At 53.0% G+C, this 23,622-nt stretch carries 24 protein-coding genes and 3 tRNA genes; 14 read left to right on the top strand and 13 right to left on the bottom strand.

From position 1 onward, the window contains the following. Window positions 1-48: 48 nt before the first annotated feature. Window positions 49-288 (bottom strand): DUF1289 domain-containing protein, encoded by a 240-nt coding sequence (locus tag VSR74_RS01735; RefSeq protein ID WP_347793094.1) that lies wholly within the window; start codon window positions 286-288, stop codon window positions 49-51. A gap of 128 nt (window positions 289-416) precedes the next feature. Here VSR74_RS01735 and VSR74_RS01730 point away from each other — a divergent pair, with 128 nt between their 5' ends. The 4 genes from VSR74_RS01730 (at window position 417) to rnt (ending at window position 3,402) form a co-directional block, all read left to right on the top strand. Continuing rightward, on the top strand, window positions 417-1,016 hold the full coding sequence (locus tag VSR74_RS01730) for a TetR/AcrR family transcriptional regulator (protein WP_347793093.1): 600 nt from the start codon (window positions 417-419) through the stop codon (window positions 1,014-1,016). A 52-nt stretch (window positions 1,017-1,068) separates the two neighbouring features. Beyond that, complete coding sequence (gene nemA / locus VSR74_RS01725) at window positions 1,069-2,166, top strand: alkene reductase (RefSeq protein WP_347793092.1); 1,098 nt, start codon at window positions 1,069-1,071, stop codon at window positions 2,164-2,166. 79 nt (window positions 2,167-2,245) lie between these two features. Continuing rightward, complete coding sequence (gene gloA / locus VSR74_RS01720) at window positions 2,246-2,653, top strand: lactoylglutathione lyase (protein ID WP_347793091.1); 408 nt, start codon at window positions 2,246-2,248, stop codon at window positions 2,651-2,653. Between the two features lie 104 nt (window positions 2,654-2,757). Beyond that, on the top strand, window positions 2,758-3,402 hold the full coding sequence (gene rnt / locus VSR74_RS01715) for a ribonuclease T (protein WP_347793090.1): 645 nt from the start codon (window positions 2,758-2,760) through the stop codon (window positions 3,400-3,402). Window positions 3,403-3,468: 66 nt separating this feature from the next. On the opposite strand, the gene grxD is transcribed toward rnt, so the two are convergent. Then, on the bottom strand, window positions 3,469-3,816 hold the full coding sequence (gene grxD, locus VSR74_RS01710; RefSeq protein WP_347793089.1) for a monothiol glutaredoxin 4: 348 nt from the start codon (window positions 3,814-3,816) through the stop codon (window positions 3,469-3,471). 338 nt (window positions 3,817-4,154) lie between these two features. Here grxD and VSR74_RS01705 point away from each other — a divergent pair, with 338 nt between their 5' ends. Further along, window positions 4,155-5,012, top strand: a complete 858-nt coding sequence (locus VSR74_RS01705) for a C40 family peptidase (RefSeq protein WP_347793088.1) — start codon at window positions 4,155-4,157, stop codon at window positions 5,010-5,012. A 122-nt stretch (window positions 5,013-5,134) separates the two neighbouring features. Next, window positions 5,135-5,716, top strand: coding sequence for a superoxide dismutase [Fe] (gene sodB, locus VSR74_RS01700; protein ID WP_347793087.1), 582 nt, complete (start codon window positions 5,135-5,137; stop codon window positions 5,714-5,716). A gap of 37 nt (window positions 5,717-5,753) precedes the next feature. Here sodB and VSR74_RS01695 read toward each other — a convergent pair whose 3' ends face one another. Together VSR74_RS01695 and cydH are read right to left on the bottom strand one after the other, a co-directional pair. Next, window positions 5,754-6,920 carry an MFS transporter gene (locus tag VSR74_RS01695; RefSeq protein WP_347793086.1) on the bottom strand — a complete coding sequence of 389 codons (1,167 nt, stop codon included), beginning with the start codon at window positions 6,918-6,920 and terminating at the stop codon, window positions 5,754-5,756. 173 nt (window positions 6,921-7,093) lie between these two features. Further along, window positions 7,094-7,183: a cytochrome bd-I oxidase subunit CydH gene (gene cydH / locus VSR74_RS01690; protein ID WP_347793085.1), complete on the bottom strand. Its 90-nt coding sequence runs from the start codon at window positions 7,181-7,183 to the stop codon at window positions 7,094-7,096. Between the two features lie 294 nt (window positions 7,184-7,477). On the opposite strand from cydH, the gene purR reads away from it, so the two are divergent. Beyond that, a complete protein-coding gene (gene purR, locus VSR74_RS01685) occupies window positions 7,478-8,503 on the top strand; it encodes an HTH-type transcriptional repressor PurR (protein ID WP_347793084.1) in 1,026 nt (341 codons plus the stop codon). Here purR and punR read toward each other — a convergent pair. Next, complete coding sequence (gene punR / locus VSR74_RS01680) at window positions 8,500-9,432, bottom strand: DNA-binding transcriptional activator PunR (protein ID WP_347793083.1); 933 nt, start codon at window positions 9,430-9,432, stop codon at window positions 8,500-8,502. The genes purR and punR overlap by 4 nt on opposite strands. Window positions 9,433-9,540: 108 nt before the next feature. Between punR and punC the strand changes: the two genes are divergently transcribed. Further along, complete coding sequence (punC, locus tag VSR74_RS01675) at window positions 9,541-10,734, top strand: purine nucleoside transporter PunC (protein ID WP_347793082.1); 1,194 nt, start codon at window positions 9,541-9,543, stop codon at window positions 10,732-10,734. Between the two features lie 295 nt (window positions 10,735-11,029). After that, window positions 11,030-12,178, top strand: coding sequence for a cyclopropane fatty acyl phospholipid synthase (cfa, locus tag VSR74_RS01670; protein WP_347793081.1), 1,149 nt, complete (start codon window positions 11,030-11,032; stop codon window positions 12,176-12,178). A gap of 32 nt (window positions 12,179-12,210) precedes the next feature. Here cfa and VSR74_RS01665 read toward each other — a convergent pair whose 3' ends face one another. Beyond that, window positions 12,211-12,855, bottom strand: coding sequence for a riboflavin synthase subunit alpha (locus tag VSR74_RS01665; protein WP_347793080.1), 645 nt, complete (start codon window positions 12,853-12,855; stop codon window positions 12,211-12,213). 236 nt (window positions 12,856-13,091) lie between these two features. On the opposite strand from VSR74_RS01665, the gene mdtK reads away from it, so the two are divergent. Continuing rightward, complete coding sequence (gene mdtK / locus VSR74_RS01660; protein ID WP_347793079.1) at window positions 13,092-14,465, top strand: MdtK family multidrug efflux MATE transporter; 1,374 nt, start codon at window positions 13,092-13,094, stop codon at window positions 14,463-14,465. Window positions 14,466-14,497: 32 nt separating this feature from the next. Here mdtK and zinT read toward each other — a convergent pair whose 3' ends face one another. Then, window positions 14,498-15,148 carry a metal-binding protein ZinT gene (zinT, locus tag VSR74_RS01655; RefSeq protein WP_347793078.1) on the bottom strand — a complete coding sequence of 217 codons (651 nt, stop codon included), beginning with the start codon at window positions 15,146-15,148 and terminating at the stop codon, window positions 14,498-14,500. Window positions 15,149-15,396: 248 nt separating this feature from the next. On the opposite strand from zinT, the gene VSR74_RS01650 reads away from it, so the two are divergent. The 3 genes from VSR74_RS01650 to VSR74_RS01640 all read left to right on the top strand — a co-directional run bounded on the left by VSR74_RS01650 (window position 15,397) and on the right by VSR74_RS01640 (window position 15,635). Then, window positions 15,397-15,473: transfer RNA gene (locus tag VSR74_RS01650), tRNA-Val, on the top strand. 4 nt (window positions 15,474-15,477) lie between these two features. Next, window positions 15,478-15,554 (top strand) — tRNA-Val (locus VSR74_RS01645). A 4-nt stretch (window positions 15,555-15,558) separates the two neighbouring features. After that, window positions 15,559-15,635: transfer RNA gene (locus VSR74_RS01640), tRNA-Val, on the top strand. A 129-nt stretch (window positions 15,636-15,764) separates the two neighbouring features. Here the strand turns inward: VSR74_RS01640 and VSR74_RS01635 are convergent. The 6 genes from VSR74_RS01635 to VSR74_RS01610 form a co-directional block, all read right to left on the bottom strand. Next, window positions 15,765-16,064: a hypothetical protein gene (locus VSR74_RS01635; protein WP_347793077.1), complete on the bottom strand. Its 300-nt coding sequence runs from the start codon at window positions 16,062-16,064 to the stop codon at window positions 15,765-15,767. A gap of 254 nt (window positions 16,065-16,318) precedes the next feature. Then, window positions 16,319-17,215 (bottom strand): MurR/RpiR family transcriptional regulator, encoded by an 897-nt coding sequence (locus VSR74_RS01630; protein WP_347793076.1) that lies wholly within the window; start codon window positions 17,213-17,215, stop codon window positions 16,319-16,321. Next, window positions 17,212-18,156 carry an iron-siderophore ABC transporter substrate-binding protein gene (locus VSR74_RS01625; protein WP_347793075.1) on the bottom strand — a complete coding sequence of 315 codons (945 nt, stop codon included), beginning with the start codon at window positions 18,154-18,156 and terminating at the stop codon, window positions 17,212-17,214. Before VSR74_RS01625 ends, VSR74_RS01630 begins: the two co-directional genes overlap by 4 nt. Window positions 18,157-18,166: 10 nt before the next feature. Continuing rightward, on the bottom strand, window positions 18,167-19,219 hold the full coding sequence (locus VSR74_RS01620) for a FecCD family ABC transporter permease (protein ID WP_347793074.1): 1,053 nt from the start codon (window positions 19,217-19,219) through the stop codon (window positions 18,167-18,169). Further along, on the bottom strand, window positions 19,216-20,241 hold the full coding sequence (locus tag VSR74_RS01615; protein ID WP_347793073.1) for a FecCD family ABC transporter permease: 1,026 nt from the start codon (window positions 20,239-20,241) through the stop codon (window positions 19,216-19,218). The genes VSR74_RS01620 and VSR74_RS01615 overlap by 4 nt, the downstream gene beginning before the upstream one ends. Further along, entirely contained in the window at window positions 20,241-21,062 is an 822-nt protein-coding gene (locus VSR74_RS01610; protein ID WP_347793072.1) for an ABC transporter ATP-binding protein, read from the bottom strand. The genes VSR74_RS01615 and VSR74_RS01610 overlap by 1 nt, the downstream gene beginning before the upstream one ends. A gap of 405 nt (window positions 21,063-21,467) precedes the next feature. Between VSR74_RS01610 and VSR74_RS01605 the strand changes: the two genes are divergently transcribed. Then, window positions 21,468-23,612, top strand: coding sequence for a TonB-dependent siderophore receptor (locus tag VSR74_RS01605; protein WP_347794337.1), 2,145 nt, complete (start codon window positions 21,468-21,470; stop codon window positions 23,610-23,612). The last annotated feature ends 10 nt before the right edge of the window (window positions 23,613-23,622 follow it).

Here is a 23,622-nt window from a genome sequence, read left to right as displayed (position 1 = left end):
AACAGCTTCCTCAACGAAAATTTGTCATGAGTATACGCAATTCTGGCGCTAAAACAGTGAAGGTTGCTGAGGTTCTTCAGCATCACCCGATTTGTTTGCGCGTATTTTGCGCAGCAAACGCTGACGGCAGAGGCGTAAAACCTCCTGCTTTTGCGTATCGCTCATCTTTTGCCAGTTAAAACGCTCATCGCGGCTACGCATACAACCTCGGCAGTATCCACGTTCATCACTCTGGCAAATACCCCGGCACGGACTCTGCACCGGGAAGAACTCCAGTTGCTCCGCCACGTTGGCCTCCTGTTACATCACTATTTACTCATTGAAGACGTTTACTGCGCGCTCTGCAACCTTTGTTGAAGATGGGAAAACGTAAAAAAACTTGCACTAGACCGATTGGTCTATTAGATTGTCTGGCTATGAGCAAACATACTGAACACGATACGCGCGAACATATTCTGGAAACCGGTGAGCGGCTTTGCATGCAACGCGGTTTTACGGGAATGGGGCTGAGCGAGTTGTTAAAAACGGCGGAGGTTCCGAAAGGCTCCTTCTACCACTATTTTCGCTCGAAAGAAGCCTTTGGCGTCGCGATGCTTGAACGTCATTTTGCCGATTATCATCAGCGGCTGGAGCAGCACTTCACCACAGGTGAAGGGACGTATCGCGATCGTTTGCTGGCCTACTACCAACAGGCTATTAACCAGTTCTGTCAGCAGGGAAAGATTGGCGGTTGTCTGACCGTGAAGCTCTCGGCTGAAGTGTGCGATCTATCAGAAGACATGCGCACAGAAATGAATAAAGGCGCCAGTGAGATTATCCATCTGCTGGCGAAGGCGCTGGAGAATGGCCGCCGTCACGGCTGTCTGTTGTTTGACGGTGATGCCTATACCCAGGCGGAGGTGCTCTACTCTCTCTGGCTGGGTTCTAACCTTCAGGCCAAGATTTCGCGCAGTTCAACACCTTTGGAAAGCGCACTGGCTCACGCCAAAACGATCATTGCGACGCCCGCACCCTAAGGGCGTTTTAATTTACTTATTCACTAGACGACCGGTCTACTCAGGAGTCACCATGTCGCAAGAAAAACTGTTCACCCCACTGAAAGTGGGCGCTGTCACTGTCCCGAACCGGGTCTTTATGGCCCCACTCACCCGCTTACGCAGCATTGAGCCTGGTGATATCCCGACACCGCTGATGGCTGAGTACTACCGCCAGCGGGCAAGTGCCGGGTTGATCATCTCCGAAGCGACACAAATTTCCGCCCAGGCAAAAGGCTATGCAGGCGCACCGGGTCTGTATAGCGCCGAGCAAATCGCCGCATGGCAGAAAATCACCGCCGGCGTTCACGCTGAAGGTGGCCGTATTGCGGTGCAGTTCTGGCATACAGGGCGTATTTCTCACACCAGCCTGCAACCGGGTGGCCTGGCGCCTGTCGCCCCTTCTGCATTGAGCGCGGGTACGCGTACTTCTCTGCGTGATGAAAATGGCCATGCCATTCGCGTCGATACCTCCATGCCAAGAGCGCTGGAAACGGAAGAGATCCCGGGAATTGTTAATGATTTCCGTCAGGCGGTCGCCAATGCCCGCGAAGCCGGTTTCGACCTGGTCGAACTGCACTCCGCGCATGGTTATCTGCTGCACCAGTTCCTGTCACCGTCCTCTAACCATCGTACCGACCAGTACGGCGGCAGCGTAGAAAACCGTGCTCGCCTGGTGCTGGAAGTGGTGGATGCGGCGATTGAAGAATGGGGTGCCGACCGAATTGGGATCCGTGTGTCACCAATTGGTACTTTCCAGAACGTCGACAACGGCCCGAACGAAGAATCGGATGCGCTCTATTTGATTGAAGAACTGGGTAAACGCGGTATTGCTTACCTGCATATGTCAGAACCGGACTGGGCTGGCGGCGAGCCGTACAGCGAAACCTTCCGCGAGAAAGTCCGTGCGCGTTTCCAGGGTGTGATCATCGGTGCTGGTGCTTATACAGCGGAAAAAGCAGAAGATCTGATTAAGAAAGGGTTAATTGATGCCGTTGCCTTTGGCCGCGCTTATATCGCCAACCCGGATCTGGTGGCTCGCCTGCAGCATAAAGCGGAACTCAACCCGCAGCGCCCGGAAAGCTTCTACGGCGGTGACGCCGAAGGTTATACCGACTACCCAACGCTGTAATCGTGCATTGATAGCGGCAGGGATCCGCCGCTATACTAAAATAATGTTTTGTTTTAAATAATGATTATTTGAGGAAATTATGCGCTTATTACACACCATGCTTCGTGCCGGCGACCTGCAACGCTCCATCGAGTTTTACACCAAAGTCCTGGGTATGAAACTGCTGCGTACCAGCGAAAACCCTGAGTACAAATACTCCCTCGCCTTCGTGGGCTACGGGGATGAAAAAGATGAAGCGGTGATTGAACTCACCTATAACTGGGGCGTTGATCACTACGATCTCGGCACCGCTTACGGGCATATCGCGCTTGGCGTAGACAACGCTGCTGAAGCCTGCGAGCGTATCCGCAAGAGTGGCGGCAACGTGACCCGTGAGGCGGGCCCGGTAAAAGGCGGCACCACCGTCATTGCCTTCGTTGAAGATCCGGACGGTTATAAAATCGAACTGATTGAAGAAAAAGATGCCGGCAAAGGTCTTGGCAACTAATCTCCCACGGGCGCTACGGCGCCCGTTCTTTTATCCGCTTTTACTGCATCCCCTGGCAAAATTTGCCATAATGCGCGCTACTTTTTTCAGGTTAAGAGATTCTAATGTCCGACAATGCGCAACTGAATGGTCTGTGCGACCGTTTTCGCGGTTTTTATCCCGTGGTGATTGATGTTGAAACCGCCGGATTCAACGCCAAAACTGATGCTCTGCTCGAAATCGCAGCAATCACGTTGAAAATGGATGAAGATGGCTGGTTGATGCCGGACACCACTGCACATTTCCATGTTGAGCCGTTTGAAGGTGCGAACCTGCAACCAGAAGCGCTGGCATTTAACGGTATTGATCCTTCCAACCCACTGCGTGGCGCGGTGAGCGAACATGACGCGCTGCATGCCATTTTCAAAATGGTACGTAAAGGTATTAAAGACAGCGGCTGTAACCGTGCCATTATGGTGGCGCATAACGCAACCTTCGATCACAGCTTTATGATGGCGGCCGCTGAACGCGCGAATCTGAAACGCAACCCCTTCCACCCTTTCGTGACCTTTGATACGGCGGCGCTGAGCGGGCTGGCATTAGGGCAAACGGTACTCTCTAAAGCCTGCGCGGCGGCAGGAATGACGTTTGATGCCGAACAGGCACACTCGGCGTTATACGATACAGAACAAACCGCACAATTGTTCTGCGAAATCGTGAACCGCTGGAAACGTCTGGGTGGCTGGCCGCTGCCGATGCCTGCCGAGTAACACGCGTAAAAAAAGCGACCGTTTCAGGTCGCTTCTGCATTTTCGCCGACGAGCGACGCTCACGAATCACTCCGCTTTCGGCTCTTCTTCTTTATATTTTGCCGCAGTCTCTTTAATCAGTGGCTGCAGTTCGCCGCGCTGGTACATCTCGATGATGATATCGCAGCCGCCAACCAGCTCTCCGTCAACCCACAGTTGCGGGAAGGTCGGCCAGTTAGCATATTTCGGCAGCTCAGCGCGAATATCCGGGTTCTGCAGGATATCTACGTAAGCAAAACGTTCGCCACAGGCAGAGAGCGCCTGAACAGCTTGTGCGGAAAAACCGCAGCTTGGCAGTTTCGGGGAACCCTTCATATACAGCAGGATGGGGTTCTCAGCGATCTGACGTTCGATTTTTTCAATAGTTGTGCTCATTGTCTTACTTCCTTAACTTCTGATACCACATGTAGTCTGACATTGTAGCGTTTCAGACCGCAGACGGAAAATAACATTTTGTTCACTCTTTACTATTTTACCGAATGTCATCAGAAGTTGCCTTAGAAATATCACTTTAACGGTCAGATGCTGAAAAATTCCGCTTTTTTTGGCTATTCCTGTTTCAATTGGCGCTTTTTTTTGCACTTGCTAACGAAACATTCTTTTAGATACAAAATCGCTATTAACATTATTGGTTTATATGGATTAGAATCGATGCGTTTTGTAAATCATACTCAGGCATGACTTTTATGCCTCCATACTCAGAGGATTGCTCAGTGGCGCGGATAAAAAAAATGTCGATCACGCTCTGTGCTTTGCTGTTTTCATCATTAACATTCTCGCCGCTCTCACAGGCTTCCGGTCATACGAAAGCAACGGCGACGCCGAAATCGCTTTCTGCGAAAGGAAGCGAACGGAAGAAGAAAAGCACCGTCAGCAAAAGCAGCAGCAAGAAGAAATCCACCCCTTCAGCCAGTAAAAAAACGGCTACTCACGCTCCGGCAAGCAAAAAAATCGCCTCGACCGCCAGTAAATCATCCCGCACCGCGCGCGTCGCCAGTAAAAGTAAAACGACAACCACGCGTCGCAGCAAGAGCAGCACGATGAAAACAGCCGCGGCAAATGTCACCACCAAATGCGTGGTGCGCAAGGGCCATAAGAAATCCTGTACCACCCGCGCAGTGGATAGCAAACCGTTAACTATCGCTGAAGCGCATAAAGCACGGGTGCAAAAAGCGCAGAAAACCGCGATGAATAAACTCATGGATCAGATCGGTAAACCCTACCGCTGGGGCGGCAGTTCCCCGCGCACCGGTTTTGATTGCAGCGGACTGGTCTACTACGCCTATAAAGATCTGGTGAAATTCCGTATCCCACGCACGGCAAACGAGATGTACCACCTGCGCGATGCCCGGGCAATCGATCGCGGTGAGCTGGAAAGCGGCGACCTGGTGTTCTTCCGTACCCGCGGACGCGGCACCGCCGATCATGTCGGTGTTTATATCGGCGGCGGGAAATTTATTCAGTCTCCGCGTACCGGCCGTGATATCCAGATAACGTCTCTCAGCGAAGATTACTGGGATCGCCACTACGTGGGCGCGCGTCGCGTCATGACCCCGAAAACCATCCGCTAAACCCTGCCCTGCCAGACTGCTGGCAGGGTAACCTTCTCTTTTATCACACCTTTTAATTTGTTACTCTATCCACACTCAGTACAAGGTTACTGGGGTAATTAACTATAAAAAGGAGAGTAGCAATGTCGTTCGAATTACCTGCATTACCGTATGCCAAAGACGCTCTGGCGCCGCACATTTCTGCCGAGACGCTCGAGTATCATTATGGAAAACACCACCAGACTTACGTCACCAACCTGAACAATATGGTGAAAGGTACGGCGTTTGAAGGCAAATCGCTGGAAGAGATCATTCGCACCTCTGAAGGCGGCGTGTTCAATAACGCAGCACAGGTCTGGAACCACACCTTCTACTGGCACTGCCTGGCACCAAACGCAGGCGGCGAACCGACTGGCGCAGTGGCTGAAGCCATCAACCGTTCTTTCGGTAGCTTTGCCGAGTTTAAAGCACAATTTAGCGATGCGGCTGCGAAGAACTTCGGTTCCGGCTGGACGTGGCTTGTGAAAAAAGCAGACGGCAGCCTGGCGATTGTCTCCACGTCAAACGCGGGAACCCCGCTGACGACGGATGCCAAACCGTTGCTGACCGTCGATGTGTGGGAACATGCTTACTATATTGATTACCGCAACGCGCGCGTCAGCTACCTGGAGCACTTCTGGGCGCTGGTGAACTGGGCGTTTGTTGCTGAAAATCTGGCGGCATAATGAAATAACGCAGAAGGAAACCCCTTCTGCGTTTCTGTTACTGGCTAACGATAATCTCTTCACGCTGTGAGCGACTGCTGAAAAATACCAACAACAGCGCCAGCCCTGCCACAATCGCCCCCATCACCGGCACAAAGCTGTAACCCAGGCCGCCGGAAATTACCGCTCCGCCCGCAACTGCGCCCAACGCATTGCCCAGATTAAACGCCCCGATATTAACCGAAGACGAGAGCCCTGGCGCTTCATGAGCCACACGCATCACACGCATCTGCAGTGGTGGCACGACAGCGAAGGTCGCGGCTCCCCAGATAACCATGCTGACCGCAGCACCGATTTCCGTGCGCGCAAGGAACGGTATCGCCAGCATTATCAACATCAGAAGCAACAAAAATCCCTTCAGCGTGCCGCTGACGGAACGATCGGCAAACTTACCGCCGAGGTAGTTCCCCAGAGAAAAACCGACGCCAATCAGCACCAGCATCAATGTGATAAAGGTAGAGGATGCATCGGTAATGGTGTGCAATACCGGCGAAATATAGGTATAGAGCGTAAACATCGCTCCCGCACCGAGCACCGTCGTCAGCAAAGCGGAAAGCACCTGCGGGCGCACCAGCACCGAAAGTTCGCGTTTCACATCCGGTTTTTCACCTGCCCCGCCCTGCGGTAACGAGAGCCACAGGCTAACTATCGAAATCACGCCAAGACCCGCCGTTGCCAGGAACGACATCCGCCAGCCGATGGTTTCGCCAAGCCAGGTGGCTGCGGGAACACCGCCGATGTTGGCAATCGTCAGCCCCATAAACATAGTGGCGACCGCGCTGGCTTGTTTGTGTTTTGGCACCACGCTTGCCGCAACCACCGAGCCCAGGCCAAAGAATGCGCCATGGTTGAGGCTGGTAATAATGCGCGAGAGCATCAGGGTGGTGTAATCCGGCGCGATAGCCGAGAGCACATTGCCGAGGGTGAAAATCGTCATCAGGAAGATTAAGGCATTGCGCCGCGCACGATGGGAGAGCAGTAACGTCATCAGCGGCGCACCCACCATCACCCCTACAGCGTAGGCGCTGATTAACATACCTGCGGCAGGAATTGAAACATCAACCCCTTCAGCGATAACAGGTAAGAGCCCCATCGGCGAAAATTCGGTGGTGCCAATCCCAAATGCGCCAATGGCTAACGCCAGTAAGGGAAAATTGACTTTCATGCAATGACTCCGGTTTGCCGCAAATCTGGACGGCGTGACAACTGAAGGCAAAAGCATGACATCGATCACAAAAAAACAGAAGTGTACAAATTAGCAAAATAGTTTTGCTGATGTGATAACAATCGATATGAGGAATTGAAGTGAGGGAGAGTGAACTCTCCCTGCGAAATGAATTAATGCAGGACGGCAGTTAGCCCGGCCGCCACGATCAGCGCCAGCGTAATAACCGTCGTGGTAATTGACATCTTCAGTTCAGTACTCATCAATTTTTCTCCTTGTTATCACCACACCAAAAGTGAGTTAAATCATTTTTGCACACTTAATAGCAAAAATCTTCTCTGATTTCACACGATAACCGATTTTGCGCTTCCACTTTTGCCAAAGATCAGACAAAATTCGACGCTAATTTATAAGTGTATCGGCCATTGACCCCCTCCTGTCGTCCTGTGTCGTTTTCCCGGCGAACCGCAATTCATAACATTGCGTCAGGGTGAGTGAAGGCAAACGTTTTCGTAGTTAATCGAACGGGGGCAGGCCCGGGTCTGGAGTGAGATGGAATGGCAACTATTAAAGATGTAGCGAAACGCGCAAACGTTTCCACTACAACTGTATCACATGTGATTAACAAGACGCGCTTTGTCGCCGAGGATACGCGGGAAGCGGTATGGGCGGCAATCAAAGAGCTCCACTACTCTCCAAGCGCCGTCGCCCGTAGTCTGAAAGTCAATCACACCAAATCCATTGGTTTGTTGGCAACCAGTAGTGAAGCGGCCTACTTCGCTGAAATAATTGAAGCCGTTGAGAAAAACTGTTTTCAGAAAGGCTATACCCTGATCCTTGGCAACGCCTGGAACAATCTTGAGAAGCAGCGCGCTTACCTCTCTATGATGGCGCAAAAGCGCGTAGACGGCCTGCTGGTGATGTGTTCTGAATATCCGGAATCGCTGCTGCAGATGCTGGAAGAGTATCGCAATATTCCGATGGTGGTGATGGACTGGGGCGAAGCCAAAGCTGATTTTACTGACTCGGTCATTGATAACGCCTTCGAAGGTGGCTATATGGCAGGCCGTTATCTGGTGGAACGTGGCCACCGCGAAATTGGCGTCATCCCCGGCCCGCTTGAGCGTAACACCGGTGCGGGCCGCCTGGCCGGTTTTATGAAAGCGATGGAAGAGATGCATATTAATGTGCCGTCCAACTGGATCGTTCAGGGTGATTTCGAGCCTGAATCCGGCTATCGCGCCATGCAGCAAATCCTCTCGCAGAATCCGCGTCCGACGGCCATTTTCTGCGGTGGTGATGTCATGGCGATGGGTGCGCTCTGCGCCGCTGATGAAATGGGACTACGCGTCCCGCAGGATATCTCCCTGATTGGTTACGACAACGTGCGCAACTCTCGCTTCTTTACGCCGGCGTTGACCACTATCCACCAGCCTAAAGACTCCCTCGGGGAAACCGCCTTTAATATGCTGATGGACAGAATTGTCAGCAAACGCGAAGAGTCGCAGTCGATTGAAGTCCATCCGCGCCTCATCGAGCGCCGTTCCGTCGCCGACGGCCCCTTCCGCGATTACCGTCGTTAAGGCTCTCTGCGAACGCCATTTTCCGGCGTTCGCAGCCACTCGCTGTTCAGCGTTTCACTGTCGCCCAGATAGTCCAGCAGCCAGCCTAACGCTACAGATGTATCGTTTTGCTGCCACGTCAGACAACAAGCCGCATCCGGAAAAGGGTTTTCCAGTTCCAGTGCCACCCACTCGCCCGTGTCTATCTTCGGACGCGCAAAATGTTCTGGCACCATTCCGACGCAAAGCCCCGCGGATAAACAGGTCTCTGAAGAGCCCCAGTCTGGTACCACAACCCGTTTCTGGTTATCCAGCAGCCAGGTGATTCGTTTTGGCAACGAGCGCGAAGTATCCTCACGCACCAGCGAAGGCCAGTTGCGCAATGTATCATCGCTAAATGGCCCGCTCATCTTCGCCAGAGGATGCTGGCTTGCCACCACGCACTGCCAGCTCAGCATACCCATATCGCGAAAGGCATAACGCCCCCCAACGGGGATCGCCTGCGTCGCGCCAATCGCCAGCTCAACCCGGCCATCTGCCAGCGCATCCCAGACGCCGTTGAACACTTCCTGATAAACCAGCAGTTCAACATCACTGAAGTGCCGATAGAAATCGACAATCATCTGCCGGGTGCGCTCAGGCCTGACGATATTATCAACCGCAATGGCCAGTTGACCGCGCCAGCCATTGGCAATTTGCTGGCACTGCTGACGAGTGATCTGCATTTTTTTGATAACAGAACGCCCTTCTTTCAAAAACCACGCCCCCGCAGGCGTCAGCTCAACATCGCGATGACGGCGTTCGAACAGCGGAACCGCCAGCCACTCTTCCAGTTGCCGCACCGTGTAACTGATTGCTGAAGGTACCCGGTGCAGTTCATTCGCCGCACCGCTAAAGCTGCCGTTACGCGCAACGGCATCAACCACTTCCAGTGAATATTCAGACCACATGCTCTGCCTACAAAATTTTTGAAACCAGGCCGCAAATATTAGCGTTTCACAAGCCAGATTTCACTCTCTACACTCTCAGCCTCTTCCGACACAAGAAAAGGCGTTTTTATGCAACCTGGGAAAGGATTTTTAGTCTGGCTGGCGGGCCTGAGCGTATTGGGCTTCCTGGCCACTGATATGTATCTTCCGGCCTTTGCCGCCATTCAGAGCGATTTGCAAACACCGGCGTCTGCCGTCAGTGCCAGCCTGAGTCTGTTCCTTGCCGGATTTGCTATCGCGCAACTGCTGTGGGGGCCGCTCTCTGACCGTTATGGCCGCAAACCGATTTTGTTAACAGGCCTGGCGATTTTCGCCTTCGGCTGCCTGGGAATGCTGTGGGTGCGCGATGCCAGCATACTGCTGGTGCTGCGTTTTATCCAGGCGGTCGGCGTCTGCGCAGCGGCTGTCACCTGGCAGGCAATGGTCACAGACTACTATCCGGCGCAGCGTATCAACCGTATTTTCGCCACGATTATGCCGCTGGTTGGCCTCTCTCCGGCACTGGCCCCCCTGCTGGGAAGCTGGATCCTGCATCACTTCGAGTGGCAGGCTATTTTCACCACGCTGTTTATCATTACGCTGATTTTGATGATCCCGGCGCTGCGCCTGAAGCCCGCCCACCCGAAAGTGTCCGCAAACCCGGACAAACTGACCTTTATGAAGCTGCTGCGCAGTCAGGATTACCGCGGCAACGTGTTGATATACGCCGCCTGTTCCGCCAGCTTCTTTGCCTGGCTGACCGGGTCGCCATTTATCCTCAATGCCATGGGTTACAGCCCGACAGCCATTGGTCTGAGCTATGTTCCGCAGACCATCGCCTTCCTGATAGGCGGCTACGGCTGCCGCGCGGCGCTGCAAAAATGGGATGGCGGCAAGCTCCTGCCGTGGTTGTTGATGCTGTTCGCCATTAGCGTGTTTGCCACCTGGGGCGTCGGTCTGACACCGCATGTCTCGCTGACCGCCCTGCTGATCCCGTTCTGCGTGATGGCAATGGCAAACGGCGCTATCTATCCTATCGTCGTCGCCCGCGCTCTGCGCCCATTCCCGCAGGCTACCGGGCGTGCGGCCGCCTTACAAAATACGCTGCAACTGGGGCTGTGCTTCCTCGCCAGTCTGGTCGTTTCATCATTGATTGCCGCACCTCTGCTGGCGACCACCAGCGTGATGGTGGCCACCGTTGTGCTCGCAGGTATCGGCTACAAGATGCAGGCTGGCGCGCGCATTGTCGAAAATGATTCACCAAAGGAATCATCTCGCGCATAAAATGATAAATATCAATGTTATGAAGCCGTAATTAGTTTGCTAAGATTTTTAATTGAATCAGTAGATTTTGCGTCCTATACTGGATCCGTATCACATAATTACAGACGTTATTATTTTTAACGGGAGGAGGACGCCTCCCGGTTCTCCATGGATGGTCATTTCGGCAAGGGTAATCTCCCTTCCTCTGTGCTACGTCGGATAGCAGGCTCACGGGCTATCCGTGAGATTTCTCACAAACTCAAAAAAGCGTCTACGCTGTTTTAAGGTTCTGATCACCGGGTCGGATGGAGAAGCTATGAGCTCATCGTGTATAGAAGAAGTTAGCGTACCGAATGATGACTGGTACCGCATCACCAACGAATTGTTAAGCCGGGCGGGCATCGAAATTAACGGTAACGGCCCTGCCGACTTGCAGGTGAAAAATCCCCAATTCTTTAAGCGTGTTTTGCAGGAAGGTTCACTGGGGTTGGGTGAAAGTTATATGGACGGCTGGTGGGAATGCGAGCGTCTGGATCTCTTTTTTCACAAAGTGCTACGCGCCGGGCTGGAAAATCAACTGCCGCGCCATCTAAAAGATACGTTGCGTATCGCCGCTGCTCGTCTGTTCAATCTTCAAAGTAAAAAGCGCGCCTGGATGGTGGGTAAAGAACATTACGATCTCGGTAACGATCTCTTCAGCCGTATGCTGGATCCCTTCATGCAGTACTCTTGCGGTTACTGGAAAGAGGCGCAAACGCTTGAAGAGGCTCAGCAGGCGAAACTTAATCTGATTTGTCAAAAGCTGAAATTAGAACCCGGTATGCGGGTGCTCGATATCGGCTGCGGCTGGGGCGGGCTGGCGCAGTATATGGCCGAACAATACGGCGTAAGCGTCGTAGGCGTGACGATTTCCGCAGAGCAGCAAAAGATGGCGCAGCAGCGTTGTGAAGGGCTGGATGTCACCATTTTATTGCAGGACTATCGCGATCTTGATGACAAATTTGACCGCATCGTGTCTGTCGGTATGTTTGAGCACGTCGGGCCGAAAAACTACGCGACCTACTTCTCAGTGGTGGATCGTAACCTGAAGCCTGACGGCCTGTTTCTGCTCCATACCATCGGTTCAAAACGTACCGATCTGAACGTCGATCCGTGGATTAATAAATACATTTTCCCGAACGGCTGTTTGCCCTCCGTGCGCCATATTGCCAATGCCAGCGAGCCACATTTTGTGATGGAAGACTGGCACAACTTTGGTGCCGACTACGATACGACGCTGATGGCCTGGCATGAGCGTTTTATCCAGAGCTGGCCGGAAATTGCCGATAACTATTCTGAGCGCTTCAAGCGGATGTTCACTTACTACCTTAATGCCTGTGCAGGTGCGTTTCGTGCACGCGATATTCATCTGTGGCAGGTGGTGTTCTCTCGCGGAGTCGAAAACGGATTGCGCGTTGCACGATAAAAAAATCCCCCGGAATGCGCCGGGGGATTTTTTTATACTTCAGGCTGTGCCGCCGCTATCGCTGCGGCCTCTTTCGCCGCCAGTACACGCTCTACCGTATCAACCACGGCCTGCGTCTGCGGGTCTATCTCAATATTGATTTTATCGCCCAGGCGTTTCGCGCCCAGCGTCGTGCGTTGCAGGGTTTCCGGAATCAAATGCACACAGAAACGCGTCGGCGTCACTTCACCTACTGTCAGGCTAATCCCGTCAATACCGATAAAGCCTTTGTACAGAATGTACTTCATCAGTGAAGGATCCTGGATTTTAAACCAGATCTGCTTATTGTTTTCCGAGGTGACTATTTTCGCCACTTCAGCGGTAGTCATAATATGGCCCGACATCAGATGCCCGCCAATTTCATCGCTGAATTTCGCGGCGCGTTCAACGTTCACCACATCACCCACGTTTACGTCACCCAGATTGGTGATGCGCAGCGTCTCTTTCATCAGATCAAAGCTAATCTGATTACCCTTAATTTCAGTGACGGTCAGGCAGCAGCCGTTATGCGCCACCGATGCGCCCGTTTCCAGGCCATCCAGCATGTAGTCCGGCAACTCAACGATGTGAGTACGGAAATTCGGTTTTTCATCGATGGACACGATTTTTGCCGTGCCCTGCACAATACCAGTAAACATGCGCTTAACTCCTTCGATAATCACTCCGGCGAGGGTTCAGCCCACACCGTATTTTCTGATACGAACAATAACAGTTGCCCAAACAGGTTGCCAGCCTCAGCGTAAAGTCGACGATTTTTAGACTGGCTTAATGGCAAATCCCCGCTACAATAGCTGGCAATCCTCTTTATTATCTTCTTGCTGCCTGTTCAGGCGGCTTTTCTGTCTCTCAAATAACAAAAAATATAGGTGTTCACGTGCAGAAGTATTTTAGCGAAGCGCGTCAGTTATTGGCTCTGGCTATCCCCGTGATTCTCGCGCAGGTTGCCCAAACGGCAATGGGGTTTGTTGATACCGTGATGGCAGGCGGCTACAGCGCAACCGATATGGCGGCTGTCGCCATTGGTACCTCTATTTGGCTGCCAGCGATTCTGTTTGGTCACGGCCTGCTGCTGGCGCTGACGCCGGTGATCGCACAGCTTAACGGCTCCGGGCGACGCGAGCGTATTGCCGGGCAGGTTAGTCAGGGCTTCTGGCTGGCGGGGTTGGTTTCCATTCTGATTATGGTGGTACTGTGGAACGCGGGCTATATTATCCGCTCAATGCATAATATTGACCCTGCACTTGCAGATAAAGCGGTCGGCTATTTGCGCGCCCTGCTTTGGGGGGCGCCTGGCTATCTCTGCTTCCAGGTCGCGCGTAACCAGTGCGAAGGACTGGCGAAAACCAAGCCGGGGATGGTAATGGGTTTTATTGGCCTGCTGGTCAACATTCCGGTGAACTATATCTTTATCTATGGCCATTTCGGCATGCCGGAGCTCGGCGGCGTAGGCTGTGGCGTCGCCACGGCGGCAGTTTATTGGGTGATGTTCATCAGTATGCTCTATTATGTGAAGCACGCGGGTTCAATGCGTGATATTCGCAACAGCGAACGCTTCATTAAACCCGATACTGTCGTGCTCAAACGCCTGGTTGCACTGGGTTTACCCATCGCACTGGCGCTGTTTTTTGAAGTCACCCTATTTGCCGTCGTCGCGCTGCTGGTATCGCCGTTAGGTATTGTCGACGTCGCAGGCCACCAGATCGCACTCAACTTTAGCTCGTTGATGTTTGTTCTGCCTATGTCACTGGCTGCGGCCGTCACAATTCGAGTGGGGTTCCGTCTCGGCCAGGGTTCTACACTGGAGGCGCAAACGTCAGCGTGGACAGGTCTTGGTGTTGGCGTGTGCATGGCGGTGATCACGGCGATTTTCACCGTTTCGCTGCGCGAGCATATCGCGTTGCTTTATAACGACAACCCGGAAGTGGTAACGCTTGCCGCGCAACTGATGTTGCTGGCGGCGCTGTACCAGATTTCTGACTCCATTCAGGTGATCGGCAGTGGGATCCTTCGCGGTTATAAAGATACGCGATCCATCTTCTTTATTACCTTCATCGCCTATTGGGTGCTGGGTTTACCGAGCGGATACGTACTGGCACTTACCGACATCGTTGTTGACAGAATGGGCCCTGCAGGATTCTGGCTGGGCTTTATTATCGGCCTGACCTCAGCAGCTATTATGATGATGTTGAGAATGCGCTTTTTGCAGCGCCAGCCAGCGACGCTTATTTTACAACGCGCGTCGCGATAACACTCAAACAGCCGCATCCGCGGCTGTTTTCATTAATGATGGAGCATTTCGTCAACCACCTGCGCCGTAGTCAGTTGCCACGGGTAATATGTCGGCCAGTTATCCATCTCTTCTAACAGCGCATCCTGAGATTTATTGCCCATGAAAATGTGGAAATGCGCGGATTTGCGCGGGGCTATCGTGTGGTCGCTAAACTGCACATATTTTGGCGCATCCGATGCTGCATCCTGACACTCAAAAAGATAGCGCACTCCCTTTTTGCCTGACGCGTAAGTCAGGATTTTATGTCCGGCATAGCGATAGTGACACGCGCTGACCTTATCGCCAGCGTGGAACTCCATCACATCGTTTTCAATACCGATGGTATCAATATCCGTCGCGTAGCCTTTGCGATAATAGTCTTTAATTTCACCGGCTGTTTTACCCGTTTCTTTTTCCGCCTTCTGTTTGAAGACAGGATCAAGATCGCCTGCCAGCAGTAACGCATTTACCGATTGCCACACCCCTTCCCAATCGTTAAGCGAACGGTCTTTCACATCGCGATCGGCAAAAATCCCGTTCGCAGCCTTTTGCTCCGCTTCCGTTAACGGAACCCCATGGCTGTGATTGCCATGGGCAAACGCACCTGCGCTCATTAACGATACCGCCAGCGCCAGTGAAACTTTTCCCAGATGATTCAGCACAATTTTTTCCTCGTTTGCTGCAAAAAAATGGAATGTTATATTATAACACTCCACTATTCAACAAACGTCTGCATCATGAAGTCATCCGGATTCGGCACTGTAACCGGCTGGTTAGCGAATATTCCCTAACAGCAGAAAAATACACCAGATATGCGTAAAACTTCTCCAGTCACATGAAATTGCACATTTTCCCCTTGCCACATCCCGCCTGTGTCGCTAATATTCGTCCCCGTTGTCACGGCAACAATGCGTTCGTAGCTCAGTTGGTTAGAGCACCACCTTGACATGGTGGGGGTCGTTGGTTCGAGTCCAATCGAACGCACCATTTTGCGTTTATAGCTCAGTTGGTTAGAGCACCACCTTGACATGGTGGGGGTCGTTGGTTCGAGTCCAATTAAACGCACCATTATGCGTTCGTAGCTCAGTTGGTTAGAGCACCACCTTGACATGGTGGGGGTCGTTGGTTCGAGTCCAATCGAACGCACCATTCTCAGTTTTACTCCCCTCTTTACCTTTAATTACTTATTCCCCTGTCATTACTTACTTTTAAATAAAAAAATTAAATAAAAACGCATTATGAGTAATGAATATTTCATTACTCATAATACGGTGTCACTCAGCGATAAGTAATCTGTAATACCTGTAATTCAGGATGGTCAGCAACCGGGTACAGTTGTGTGGTAGCAATATCCTGCATGATATTAAATTGAGTATTCTGATTTAACAAATGGGTCTCACGATGCTGTTTACCCTCACGGTAACAGGAGACGTGGACAACGCCGTTGTCAGGTTTGATATTGCAGGCATCTTCAACAATCATGCCACGAAAATGTATGACACCACCGGAAGCGGCGCCCGCGAGTATCGGGCAAGCAATAAGCGCGGCCATCAGGCCAAACTGAAGAGTTCGTTTCATCCGTGTATACCTCACGTCCTGTGAGAAAATCCTGTGAAGGTGCTGATAAGAACTCATCCATCATTGATAAGTTGTTATTTCTATCAGCCTCCTACACATCCAAATAAGCTGAGAATCATCTAAGAATATTCTCAAGCATGGAATTAATGTAACGTGATTTTTCACGGCTGAAAATAGTATTAGCGGCGATATCTTCCTTTGATAAACAAAAATGAGATCTCACGCAGGTTTATGTCGTAGAGCTAAGACACAAATTATTTACGACCTGATGATTTACCAATCGAGCGGTGTAACTCGTTGATTCGCTTCATCGAACGAATTGTCCGCTGGGAAGTTGTCGAGGCGACACTCAGAACCAGCATCTCCAGACAGACCATTACCGTGCCATGCAACGGTACTCGCCCATTTTCACCACGCGGTACCTCAATCACTACCTCAGATAACTCGCTGAAGCGCGACTCTGTCGCCTGCGTCAGCAAAATGACCGGAATACCCAGTCGTTTCGCTTCGCTCAGGGTCGTCATCCCTTCTCTGTGCGGCGATTTCTGCCCCATCATAATCAGCACATCGCCGCGCTGCATTGAAACAAGCTGCTCTGCCAGGCTAAAACCCGTGCGGTTAAGTACATATGAGGGCAGCCCGATGCGGCTGAACAGACGTGCCGTATATTCGGACAGGATCCCCGATGCGCCGATGCCAAATAACCCTACCTGTCTCGCCTCACTGAGTAAGGCGACCGCCTGAGCTATGGCGACGCGGTTATGCAGGCGTCCCAGCATTTCACAGGCGCGCTGATGCCCTTCCAGCACAAAATCGATGCTGGAGTGTACATCGCAGTTTAGCTCGCTCACCGTTGACACCATTTTCTCCGAGGAGGTCGCGGTTGGGCCAAACCAGTGCGCCATGGTCTGTTTCAAATCCCGTAGTCCGGCAAACCCCAGAGCCTGAATAGCGCGCACGACCGTGGCATCCGACGTTTGTGTTGCATGGGCGATTTCCATCGCCGTGTGATCCAACACGGCTTCACGGTGTCCATCAATCCATTGCACCACCGCCAGCAGACGCGGCGAAAGCTGCGCCCCCCGGCTGCGCAACCGCTCACCGAACAAATCGACGCGGCGTTTTTCTTTGCGCTGCGGTAACTGCGTCATTTTTTGTCTCCTGGCATCGGGCGTCCGGCAATATGCGACTGCACCTGCGCCACAACCAGGCTCAGGGCAGCATACGAGTTAGAGATCACCTCTTCGCGCGGCAGCAAAATATAGCGTCCCATATGGCAGGCGCGCATAAAATCGCACCAGCCCGGCATCACTTTATCCATTGCCTGTAGCTCATCCTGCGGCTTGCCCCCGGTGTCAGAACGATAAGTGGCAAAGATAAAATCAGCGTCCAGATCCGGGAGCTGTTCGGCGCTGACGTCAATGCGTTGCCCGTCGGGTATCGCGTCAATCAGTGGTGGAAAGCGAAAACCCGCATCGCGCAGCACGCGTCCGAGCGTATGGTAACTGTGATGCACGGTGACTTTGCCATTATTGGCCTGCAATACCGACACGGTGATTTTATGCGTATCTATCGTCTGCTTTAGCTGGGCGATTTGCGCCTGATAGCGTCGCTCCAGCACCGCCTGGCGCGCCTGGGTGCCGGTCAGTTGCGCCAGTTTGCGATATATGCGCGGCGCGCTACCCAGTAAATGGTCAATACTGACGGTTGGCGCGATCTTCTCCAGTTGCTCTACCGGCACGTTACGGTTGGGCTCAGTAATGATGAGATCCGGTTTCGCTGCCGCTATCGCCTCTAAATCGATATCGGCGGTACCAATAAAGGCGATCTGGCTGTTATCAAAATCGATACCGGTTAACTGCTCGCTGGAGCGCAGGTAGTGACTACCATCCGGGCGCGTTCGGCCATGACTGGCAACGGGCGGCACGCCCAGTTCAATTAGCGGGATGGTGATATCAAGGTCGTGAAGCGACACAATCCGCTGAGGATGTACAGGCACCTGAACGACGCGCCCGAGATCGTCGGTAAACGATTGAGTTTGCGCACCTGCCGATGCAGCCACACCAGCAAGCACAAGTAACAGCCAACGCATAATCTGATCCTTATAAAACGTCTCGTCGACGCCACAACAACAAAATAAAGAAGGGGCAACCGCACAGGGAAATCACGATACCCGCCGGGATTTGTAATGGCGCGAAAGCCAGCCGCCCTACCGTGTCCGCAATCAACACCAGCAGCGCGCCAATCAGCGCACTGCCGCTAAGAAGCGCAACCTGGCCGCCACGCAGCAAAAAACGCGCCATATGCGGTGCCATTAGACCAACGAAACCGAGGCTTCCGACGCAGGAGACGCTCGCTGACGTCAACAGCACCGGCGCAAAAAATCGCAGCCAGGTTAAACGGGTTAGATTAACGCCAAGCCCACTGGCAAGCTGATTTCCCAGCAGCGCGACGTCTGCCGCACGCGCAGTCGCGTAGAGGACGATCGCCGCCGGTAGCGCCCACAGCAGCGCTACCCCCAGCAGCGGCCAGGTTGCCGCGTGCAGACTCCCGGCAAGCCAGGTCATCGCCGTCTGCACATCACGGATATCGGCGGTAGTGATGAAAATGCCCATTACGGCCGACAACGCCCAGGAGACACCGATACCAACCAGGATAAAACGTGGTCGCGAGAGATCCCGCGCCAGAACGATGACCAACAGGGCGACCAACAGTCCCCCCGCCATCCCGGCAAGCGGCCGCCAGACCAGACTCACGGATGGAAACAGCAGCAGCAACATGAGCACCACTACGCTGGTTCCTTCTTTCACGCCGATCAATCCCGGATCGGCGAGTCCGTTACGGGTGATCGACTGCATTGCCGCACCCGCCAGCCCCAACATGCCACCGCACAGCACCGCCATCAGCAAACGCGGCAGACGGATGTCGAGTACAATGGTCGACTGTTGTGGGGAGAGTATCTCTGCTGAAAACAGAGCCTTGCCAATAGCGCTGGTCGGAATGGGTAACGATCCACGCGTGATACCGTAGAGCACAAGCAGCAAAGTGAACACCGCCAGCGATGCCGCTATTTTCAGCGTCCGCGGGCGAACCAGCCACTGCAAAGAACCCAGGGTATAGCGACGGAATCCGGCACGCGCAACGACGTTATTCATTTGAAATACCTCGTCGCGATAAAGATAAACAGCGGTGCGCCGACCAGTGCGGTCATCACGCCCGTCGCCAGTTCCTGCGGAGCCAACAACCAGCGGGCAAAAATATCCGCCAGCAATAACAGACACGCCCCGACAGGCATCGCCATCAGCAGACCGTGTCGCAGTGAGTGCCCCACCAGATGGCGCACAATGTGCGGCACCACGAGTCCAATAAACCCAATCGGCCCGGCAATCGATACCGCCGCACCACAAAGCAGCGCAATAACAATAACCGTCTGCGCGCGCGTGTAGCCAGTGTGGACACCCAACCCCGTGGCGACGCTGTCACCCAATGTCAGTAGCGCGATCCGCGGCGCAAGCAGAAAAGCCAATAGCAGGCCGGCAGCCATCGGCAAGCAGGCGATGCGCAGCATCTCCGGACTAATCCCTGCGAGATCGCCCGCAAGCCAGGTACGTATCGCCTGTAAGGTTTGTTCATCAAGGATAAGGATTGCCGCACTCACAGCGGAAGCAAACGCCGAAAGCGCGACGCCGCATAACGTAATTTTCATCGCCGTCGGGCCGCTACGCCCGGCACTGGCGGTGAACATCACCAGAGCGAAAAGTCCTCCGGCACCCGCAGCAGCAATTAATGGTTGCAGAAGTCCCCACTGTGCAGAGGAAATTCCCAGCGCCGAACCGATTACCACCGCAAGCGTCGCACCGGCGTTCAGCCCAAGAATATGCGGCTCTCCCAGTGGATTGCGGATCACCGTTTGCAGCAGCATTCCGGCAACACCGAGCGCTGCACCGGTCAATATTGCGGCTAAAAGACGCGTCAGGCGCAGGCTAACAATAATCCGATGGTCGAAATTACGCGGGTCGTAGTCCAGCAGCGCCTCAATAACCGTGCGCGGCGCAATGGTTCGCGCCCCCAGTCCCAGGTGAATGATTGCGCTCGCCAGCAAAATACCTGATATCAACAAAAGTGCCAGTAAACCACGACTGCGCGAATGGCGAAGTGAGAAAGTATCAACCGCCATCAGTCCGGCCCCGTGACGGCGCGAAAAGGCATAAACAGAGGCTTGCCGTTTTGCGGGTTGACCACCCGCTGTACATCGACATCAAAGACGTCGCGAATCAACTCAGGCGTACAGCGCGAAAGGTCGTCCAGCACCTCAACGACGCGTCCCTGCTTCATCAATACCAGGGTGTCGGCGTAGTTCACAGCGAAGTTGAGATCGTGCAGAACAGTCACCACCGTGCGATGAAGCTCGCGGGTCAGGCGCTGCAACAATTGCAGGATCTCAACCTGGTAGCGCAGATCGAGCCAGGCCGTGGGCTCATCCAGCAGAATCGTTGGTGTTTGTTGTGCCAGCGCCATCGCAATCCAGCAGCGCTGACGCTGGCCGCCGGAGAGGCTGTCGACGGGCTGGTGCGCGAAGGCGGTGGTTCCTGTGAGCGTTAATGCCTCTTCCACTGCGCGTTCGTCATCATCCGACCACTGGCGAATCAGCCCCTGCCAGGGGTATCGACCGCGTGAAACCAGTTCAAATACCGTTAAGCCTTCCGGCGTCAGTGGAGATTGCGGCAGGATGCCTAGCTGACGGGCAACCGTTTTTGTGGGCTGCTGGTGAATATCGTTGCCGTTTAATCGCACGCTACCCCCTTGCGGCTTCAGCATTCGCGATATCGTACTCAGGAGCGTTGATTTGCCCGAACCGTTGGCGCCAACCAGAACGGTCAGCTTTCCGGCAGGAAGCGTTAGGTTGATGTCATTGACGATACGCTGGCTGCCGTAACCCGCGCTTAATGATTCCAGCACAATGCCCTGTTCGGCGTGCGTCGATTGCCGTTGTGGCATGGTTTTACTCTCCGGCCAATGCGGCCTGGGCTTAAATTGTAATAAATCTCATTCTCTTTTGATCATGCCGTCTCGTTATGTAGTAGTCAATAGCGCCATTACTTCACGCACCATTGTCTTGCCCCTGCATCTTACTCATCATGTAAAAACCAATAAAAACTCTATTTATCAGATAAATAAAACAACACCCCTGCACAAAATTAGCGTTAAACCACTCGCCTGAACGCTCATCTTTTTTTCTTAGTTAAAACGTTTACTACTACATCCACACATGGTTGAATGATTCTCAATTACAATCCTGAGCGCACTTTTGTGCCGCAATCAGGTAAGCCACACTTTTTTTGGGCAACGACTTTTTGTGATTTAGCTGCCAGATGAGGCGGCTTTTTTATGGGAAACAGACAGATGACACAGCTATCCCCGTCGTTCACGGGTAAAAAGGGTTATGCGCTTTTTTCACTTCTTTTTCTGGGCTTTTCAGCCAGCGCAGCAACGGATGCGGAAAAACCGACAGAAGAGACGATGACGGTCAATGCCGACGTCGCACAGGCGGATAAAAACGTCACTGAGGGCTATCAGCCACTCAGCACCTCCACCGCAACGCTGACTTCAATGCCAATGCTGGATATTCCACAGGTCGTGAACACGGTAAGCGATCAGGTGTTAAGCGATCAGCATGCTACGACCCTCGATGAAGCGTTGTATAACGTCGCCAACGTGGTGCAGACCAATACGCTGGGCGGCACGCAGGATGCCTTCACCCGTCGGGGTTTCGGCGCCAACCGCGATGGTTCCATCATGACCAACGGCCTGCGCACCGTGCTGCCACGCAGTTTTAACGCCGCCACCTCCCGCGTGGAAGTGTTAAAAGGCCCCGCCTCAACACTGTACGGGATACTTGATCCCGGTGGGTTAATTAACGTCGTCACGAAACGCCCGGAGCAGCATTTTTCCGGGGAGATTTCCGCGACATCCAGCAGTTTTGGCGGCGGCACGGGTCAGATCGATGTCACCGGCCCTATTGAGGGCACTCGCCTGGCTTACCGTCTGGTAGGCGAATATCAACATGAAGATTACTGGCGTAATTTCGGCAAGGAGCAGAGCAGCTTTATCGCCCCTTCCCTTACCTGGTTTGGCGATAATACCACTGTGAATGTAGCGTACTCGCATCGTAATTACCGCACGCCGTTCGATCGTGGGACTATTTTCGATCTCGATACCGGGCATGCCGTCAACGTACCGCGTAAAGTCCGCTTCGATGAGCCATTTAATGAAACCAACGGTGAGTCCGATCTGGCGCAACTTAACGCCGAGTATCGTCTTAATAGCGAATGGACGGCACGTTTCGATTACAGTTTCAGTCAGGATAAATATGATGACAACCAGGCCCGCGTGACTGCCTATGACTCCTCCACCGGCGACCTGACGCGCCGCGTCGATGCCACTCAGGGGTCAACACAGCGCATGCACTCCACCCGTGCGGATCTTCAGGGTAATGTCGTCATCGGTGGTTTCTACAATGAAATTCTGACGGGTGTGTCATACGAGAATTACGACTTACTACGCACGGATATGATTCGCTGTAGTAACGTCAAAGGATTCAATATTTATAACCCTGTCTACGGAACCGTCGGAAAATGTACCACCGTTTCACAATCCGACAGCGATCAGCGAACCAAACAGGAAAATTACGCTACCTATGTGCAGGATGCATTATATCTAACCGACAAATGGATTGCCGTTGCCGGGGCGCGTTATCAGTATTACACCCTGTATGCCGGAAAAGGTCGTCCATTTAACGTTAACACCGACAGCCGCGATGAAAAATTGACGCCAAAATTCGGCCTGGTGTACAAACTGTCGCCGTCAGTTTCATTATTTGGCAACGTTTCTCAGGCGTTTATGCCGCAGTCATCCATTGCCAGCAATATCGGTAATCTGCCGCCGGAAGAGTCGACCGCCTATGAGCTTGGTGCGAAGTTCGACCTCTTTGATGGCGTAACCGCCAATATCGCACTGTTTGATATTCACAAAAAAAATGTACTTTATACCGAAGAGATCGGTAATGAAACCGTTGCGAAAACCGCAGGGAAAGTGCGTTCGCGCGGCCTGGAAGTGGATGTGGCGGGCTCGCTGACGGAAAATATGAACGTGATTGCCAGTTATGGTTACACGGACGCCAAAGTTCTTGAGGATCCGGACTACGCCGGAACACCCCTGCCAAATGTTCCTCGCCATACGGGGTCTCTGTTCCTGACATGGGACTTCCACAATGTTATCGATAGCAATACGTTAACCATTGGCGGCGGCGGCCACGCAGCCAGTCGCCGTTCCGGCACCAACGGCGCAGATTACTACTTACCGGGTTATGCCGTTGCTGACGCATTCGCCGCCTACAAAATGAAACTAAAATATCCCGTGACCCTGCAGGTCAATGTTAAGAACTTGTTTGATAAGACTTACTACACGTCATCGATCGGCACTAATAATCTCAGTAACCAGATTGGCGACCCACGCGAAGTACAGTTCACTGTCAAAATGACATTCTGATCAACCTTGC

The sequence above is a fragment of the Pseudocitrobacter cyperus genome, from assembly GCF_039889165.1.
GTDB lineage: Bacteria > Pseudomonadota > Gammaproteobacteria > Enterobacterales > Enterobacteriaceae > Pseudocitrobacter > Pseudocitrobacter cyperus.
Note: the sequence above shows the minus strand (reverse complement) of the source record. Positions and strands in the feature narration are given on the sequence as shown.

Bases quoted from the DNA above. Each gene is read 5' to 3' on its own strand.
- VSR74_RS01730 (WP_347793093.1), top strand. From the start codon at position 417: ATGAGCAAACATACTGAACACGATACGCGCGAACATATTCTGGAAACC.
- nemA (WP_347793092.1), top strand. From the start codon at position 1,069: ATGTCGCAAGAAAAACTGTTCACCCCACTGAAAGTGGGCGCTGTCACT.
- gloA (WP_347793091.1), top strand. From the start codon at position 2,246: ATGCGCTTATTACACACCATGCTTCGTGCCGGCGACCTGCAACGCTCC.
- rnt (WP_347793090.1), top strand. From the start codon at position 2,758: ATGTCCGACAATGCGCAACTGAATGGTCTGTGCGACCGTTTTCGCGGT.
- grxD (WP_347793089.1), bottom strand. From the start codon at position 3,816: ATGAGCACAACTATTGAAAAAATCGAACGTCAGATCGCTGAGAACCCC.
- sodB (WP_347793087.1), top strand. From the start codon at position 5,135: ATGTCGTTCGAATTACCTGCATTACCGTATGCCAAAGACGCTCTGGCG.
- VSR74_RS01695 (WP_347793086.1), bottom strand. From the start codon at position 6,920: ATGAAAGTCAATTTTCCCTTACTGGCGTTAGCCATTGGCGCATTTGGG.
- cydH (WP_347793085.1), bottom strand. From the start codon at position 7,183: ATGAGTACTGAACTGAAGATGTCAATTACCACGACGGTTATTACGCTG.
- purR (WP_347793084.1), top strand. From the start codon at position 7,478: ATGGCAACTATTAAAGATGTAGCGAAACGCGCAAACGTTTCCACTACA.
- punR (WP_347793083.1), bottom strand. From the start codon at position 9,432: ATGTGGTCTGAATATTCACTGGAAGTGGTTGATGCCGTTGCGCGTAAC.
- punC (WP_347793082.1), top strand. From the start codon at position 9,541: ATGCAACCTGGGAAAGGATTTTTAGTCTGGCTGGCGGGCCTGAGCGTA.
- cfa (WP_347793081.1), top strand. From the start codon at position 11,030: ATGAGCTCATCGTGTATAGAAGAAGTTAGCGTACCGAATGATGACTGG.
- VSR74_RS01665 (WP_347793080.1), bottom strand. From the start codon at position 12,855: ATGTTTACTGGTATTGTGCAGGGCACGGCAAAAATCGTGTCCATCGAT.
- VSR74_RS01635 (WP_347793077.1), bottom strand. From the start codon at position 16,064: ATGAAACGAACTCTTCAGTTTGGCCTGATGGCCGCGCTTATTGCTTGC.
- VSR74_RS01630 (WP_347793076.1), bottom strand. From the start codon at position 17,215: ATGACGCAGTTACCGCAGCGCAAAGAAAAACGCCGCGTCGATTTGTTC.
- VSR74_RS01625 (WP_347793075.1), bottom strand. From the start codon at position 18,156: ATGCGTTGGCTGTTACTTGTGCTTGCTGGTGTGGCTGCATCGGCAGGT.
- VSR74_RS01620 (WP_347793074.1), bottom strand. From the start codon at position 19,219: ATGAATAACGTCGTTGCGCGTGCCGGATTCCGTCGCTATACCCTGGGT.
- VSR74_RS01615 (WP_347793073.1), bottom strand. From the start codon at position 20,241: ATGGCGGTTGATACTTTCTCACTTCGCCATTCGCGCAGTCGTGGTTTA.
- VSR74_RS01610 (WP_347793072.1), bottom strand. From the start codon at position 21,062: ATGCCACAACGGCAATCGACGCACGCCGAACAGGGCATTGTGCTGGAA.
- VSR74_RS01605 (WP_347794337.1), top strand. From the start codon at position 21,468: ATGACACAGCTATCCCCGTCGTTCACGGGTAAAAAGGGTTATGCGCTT.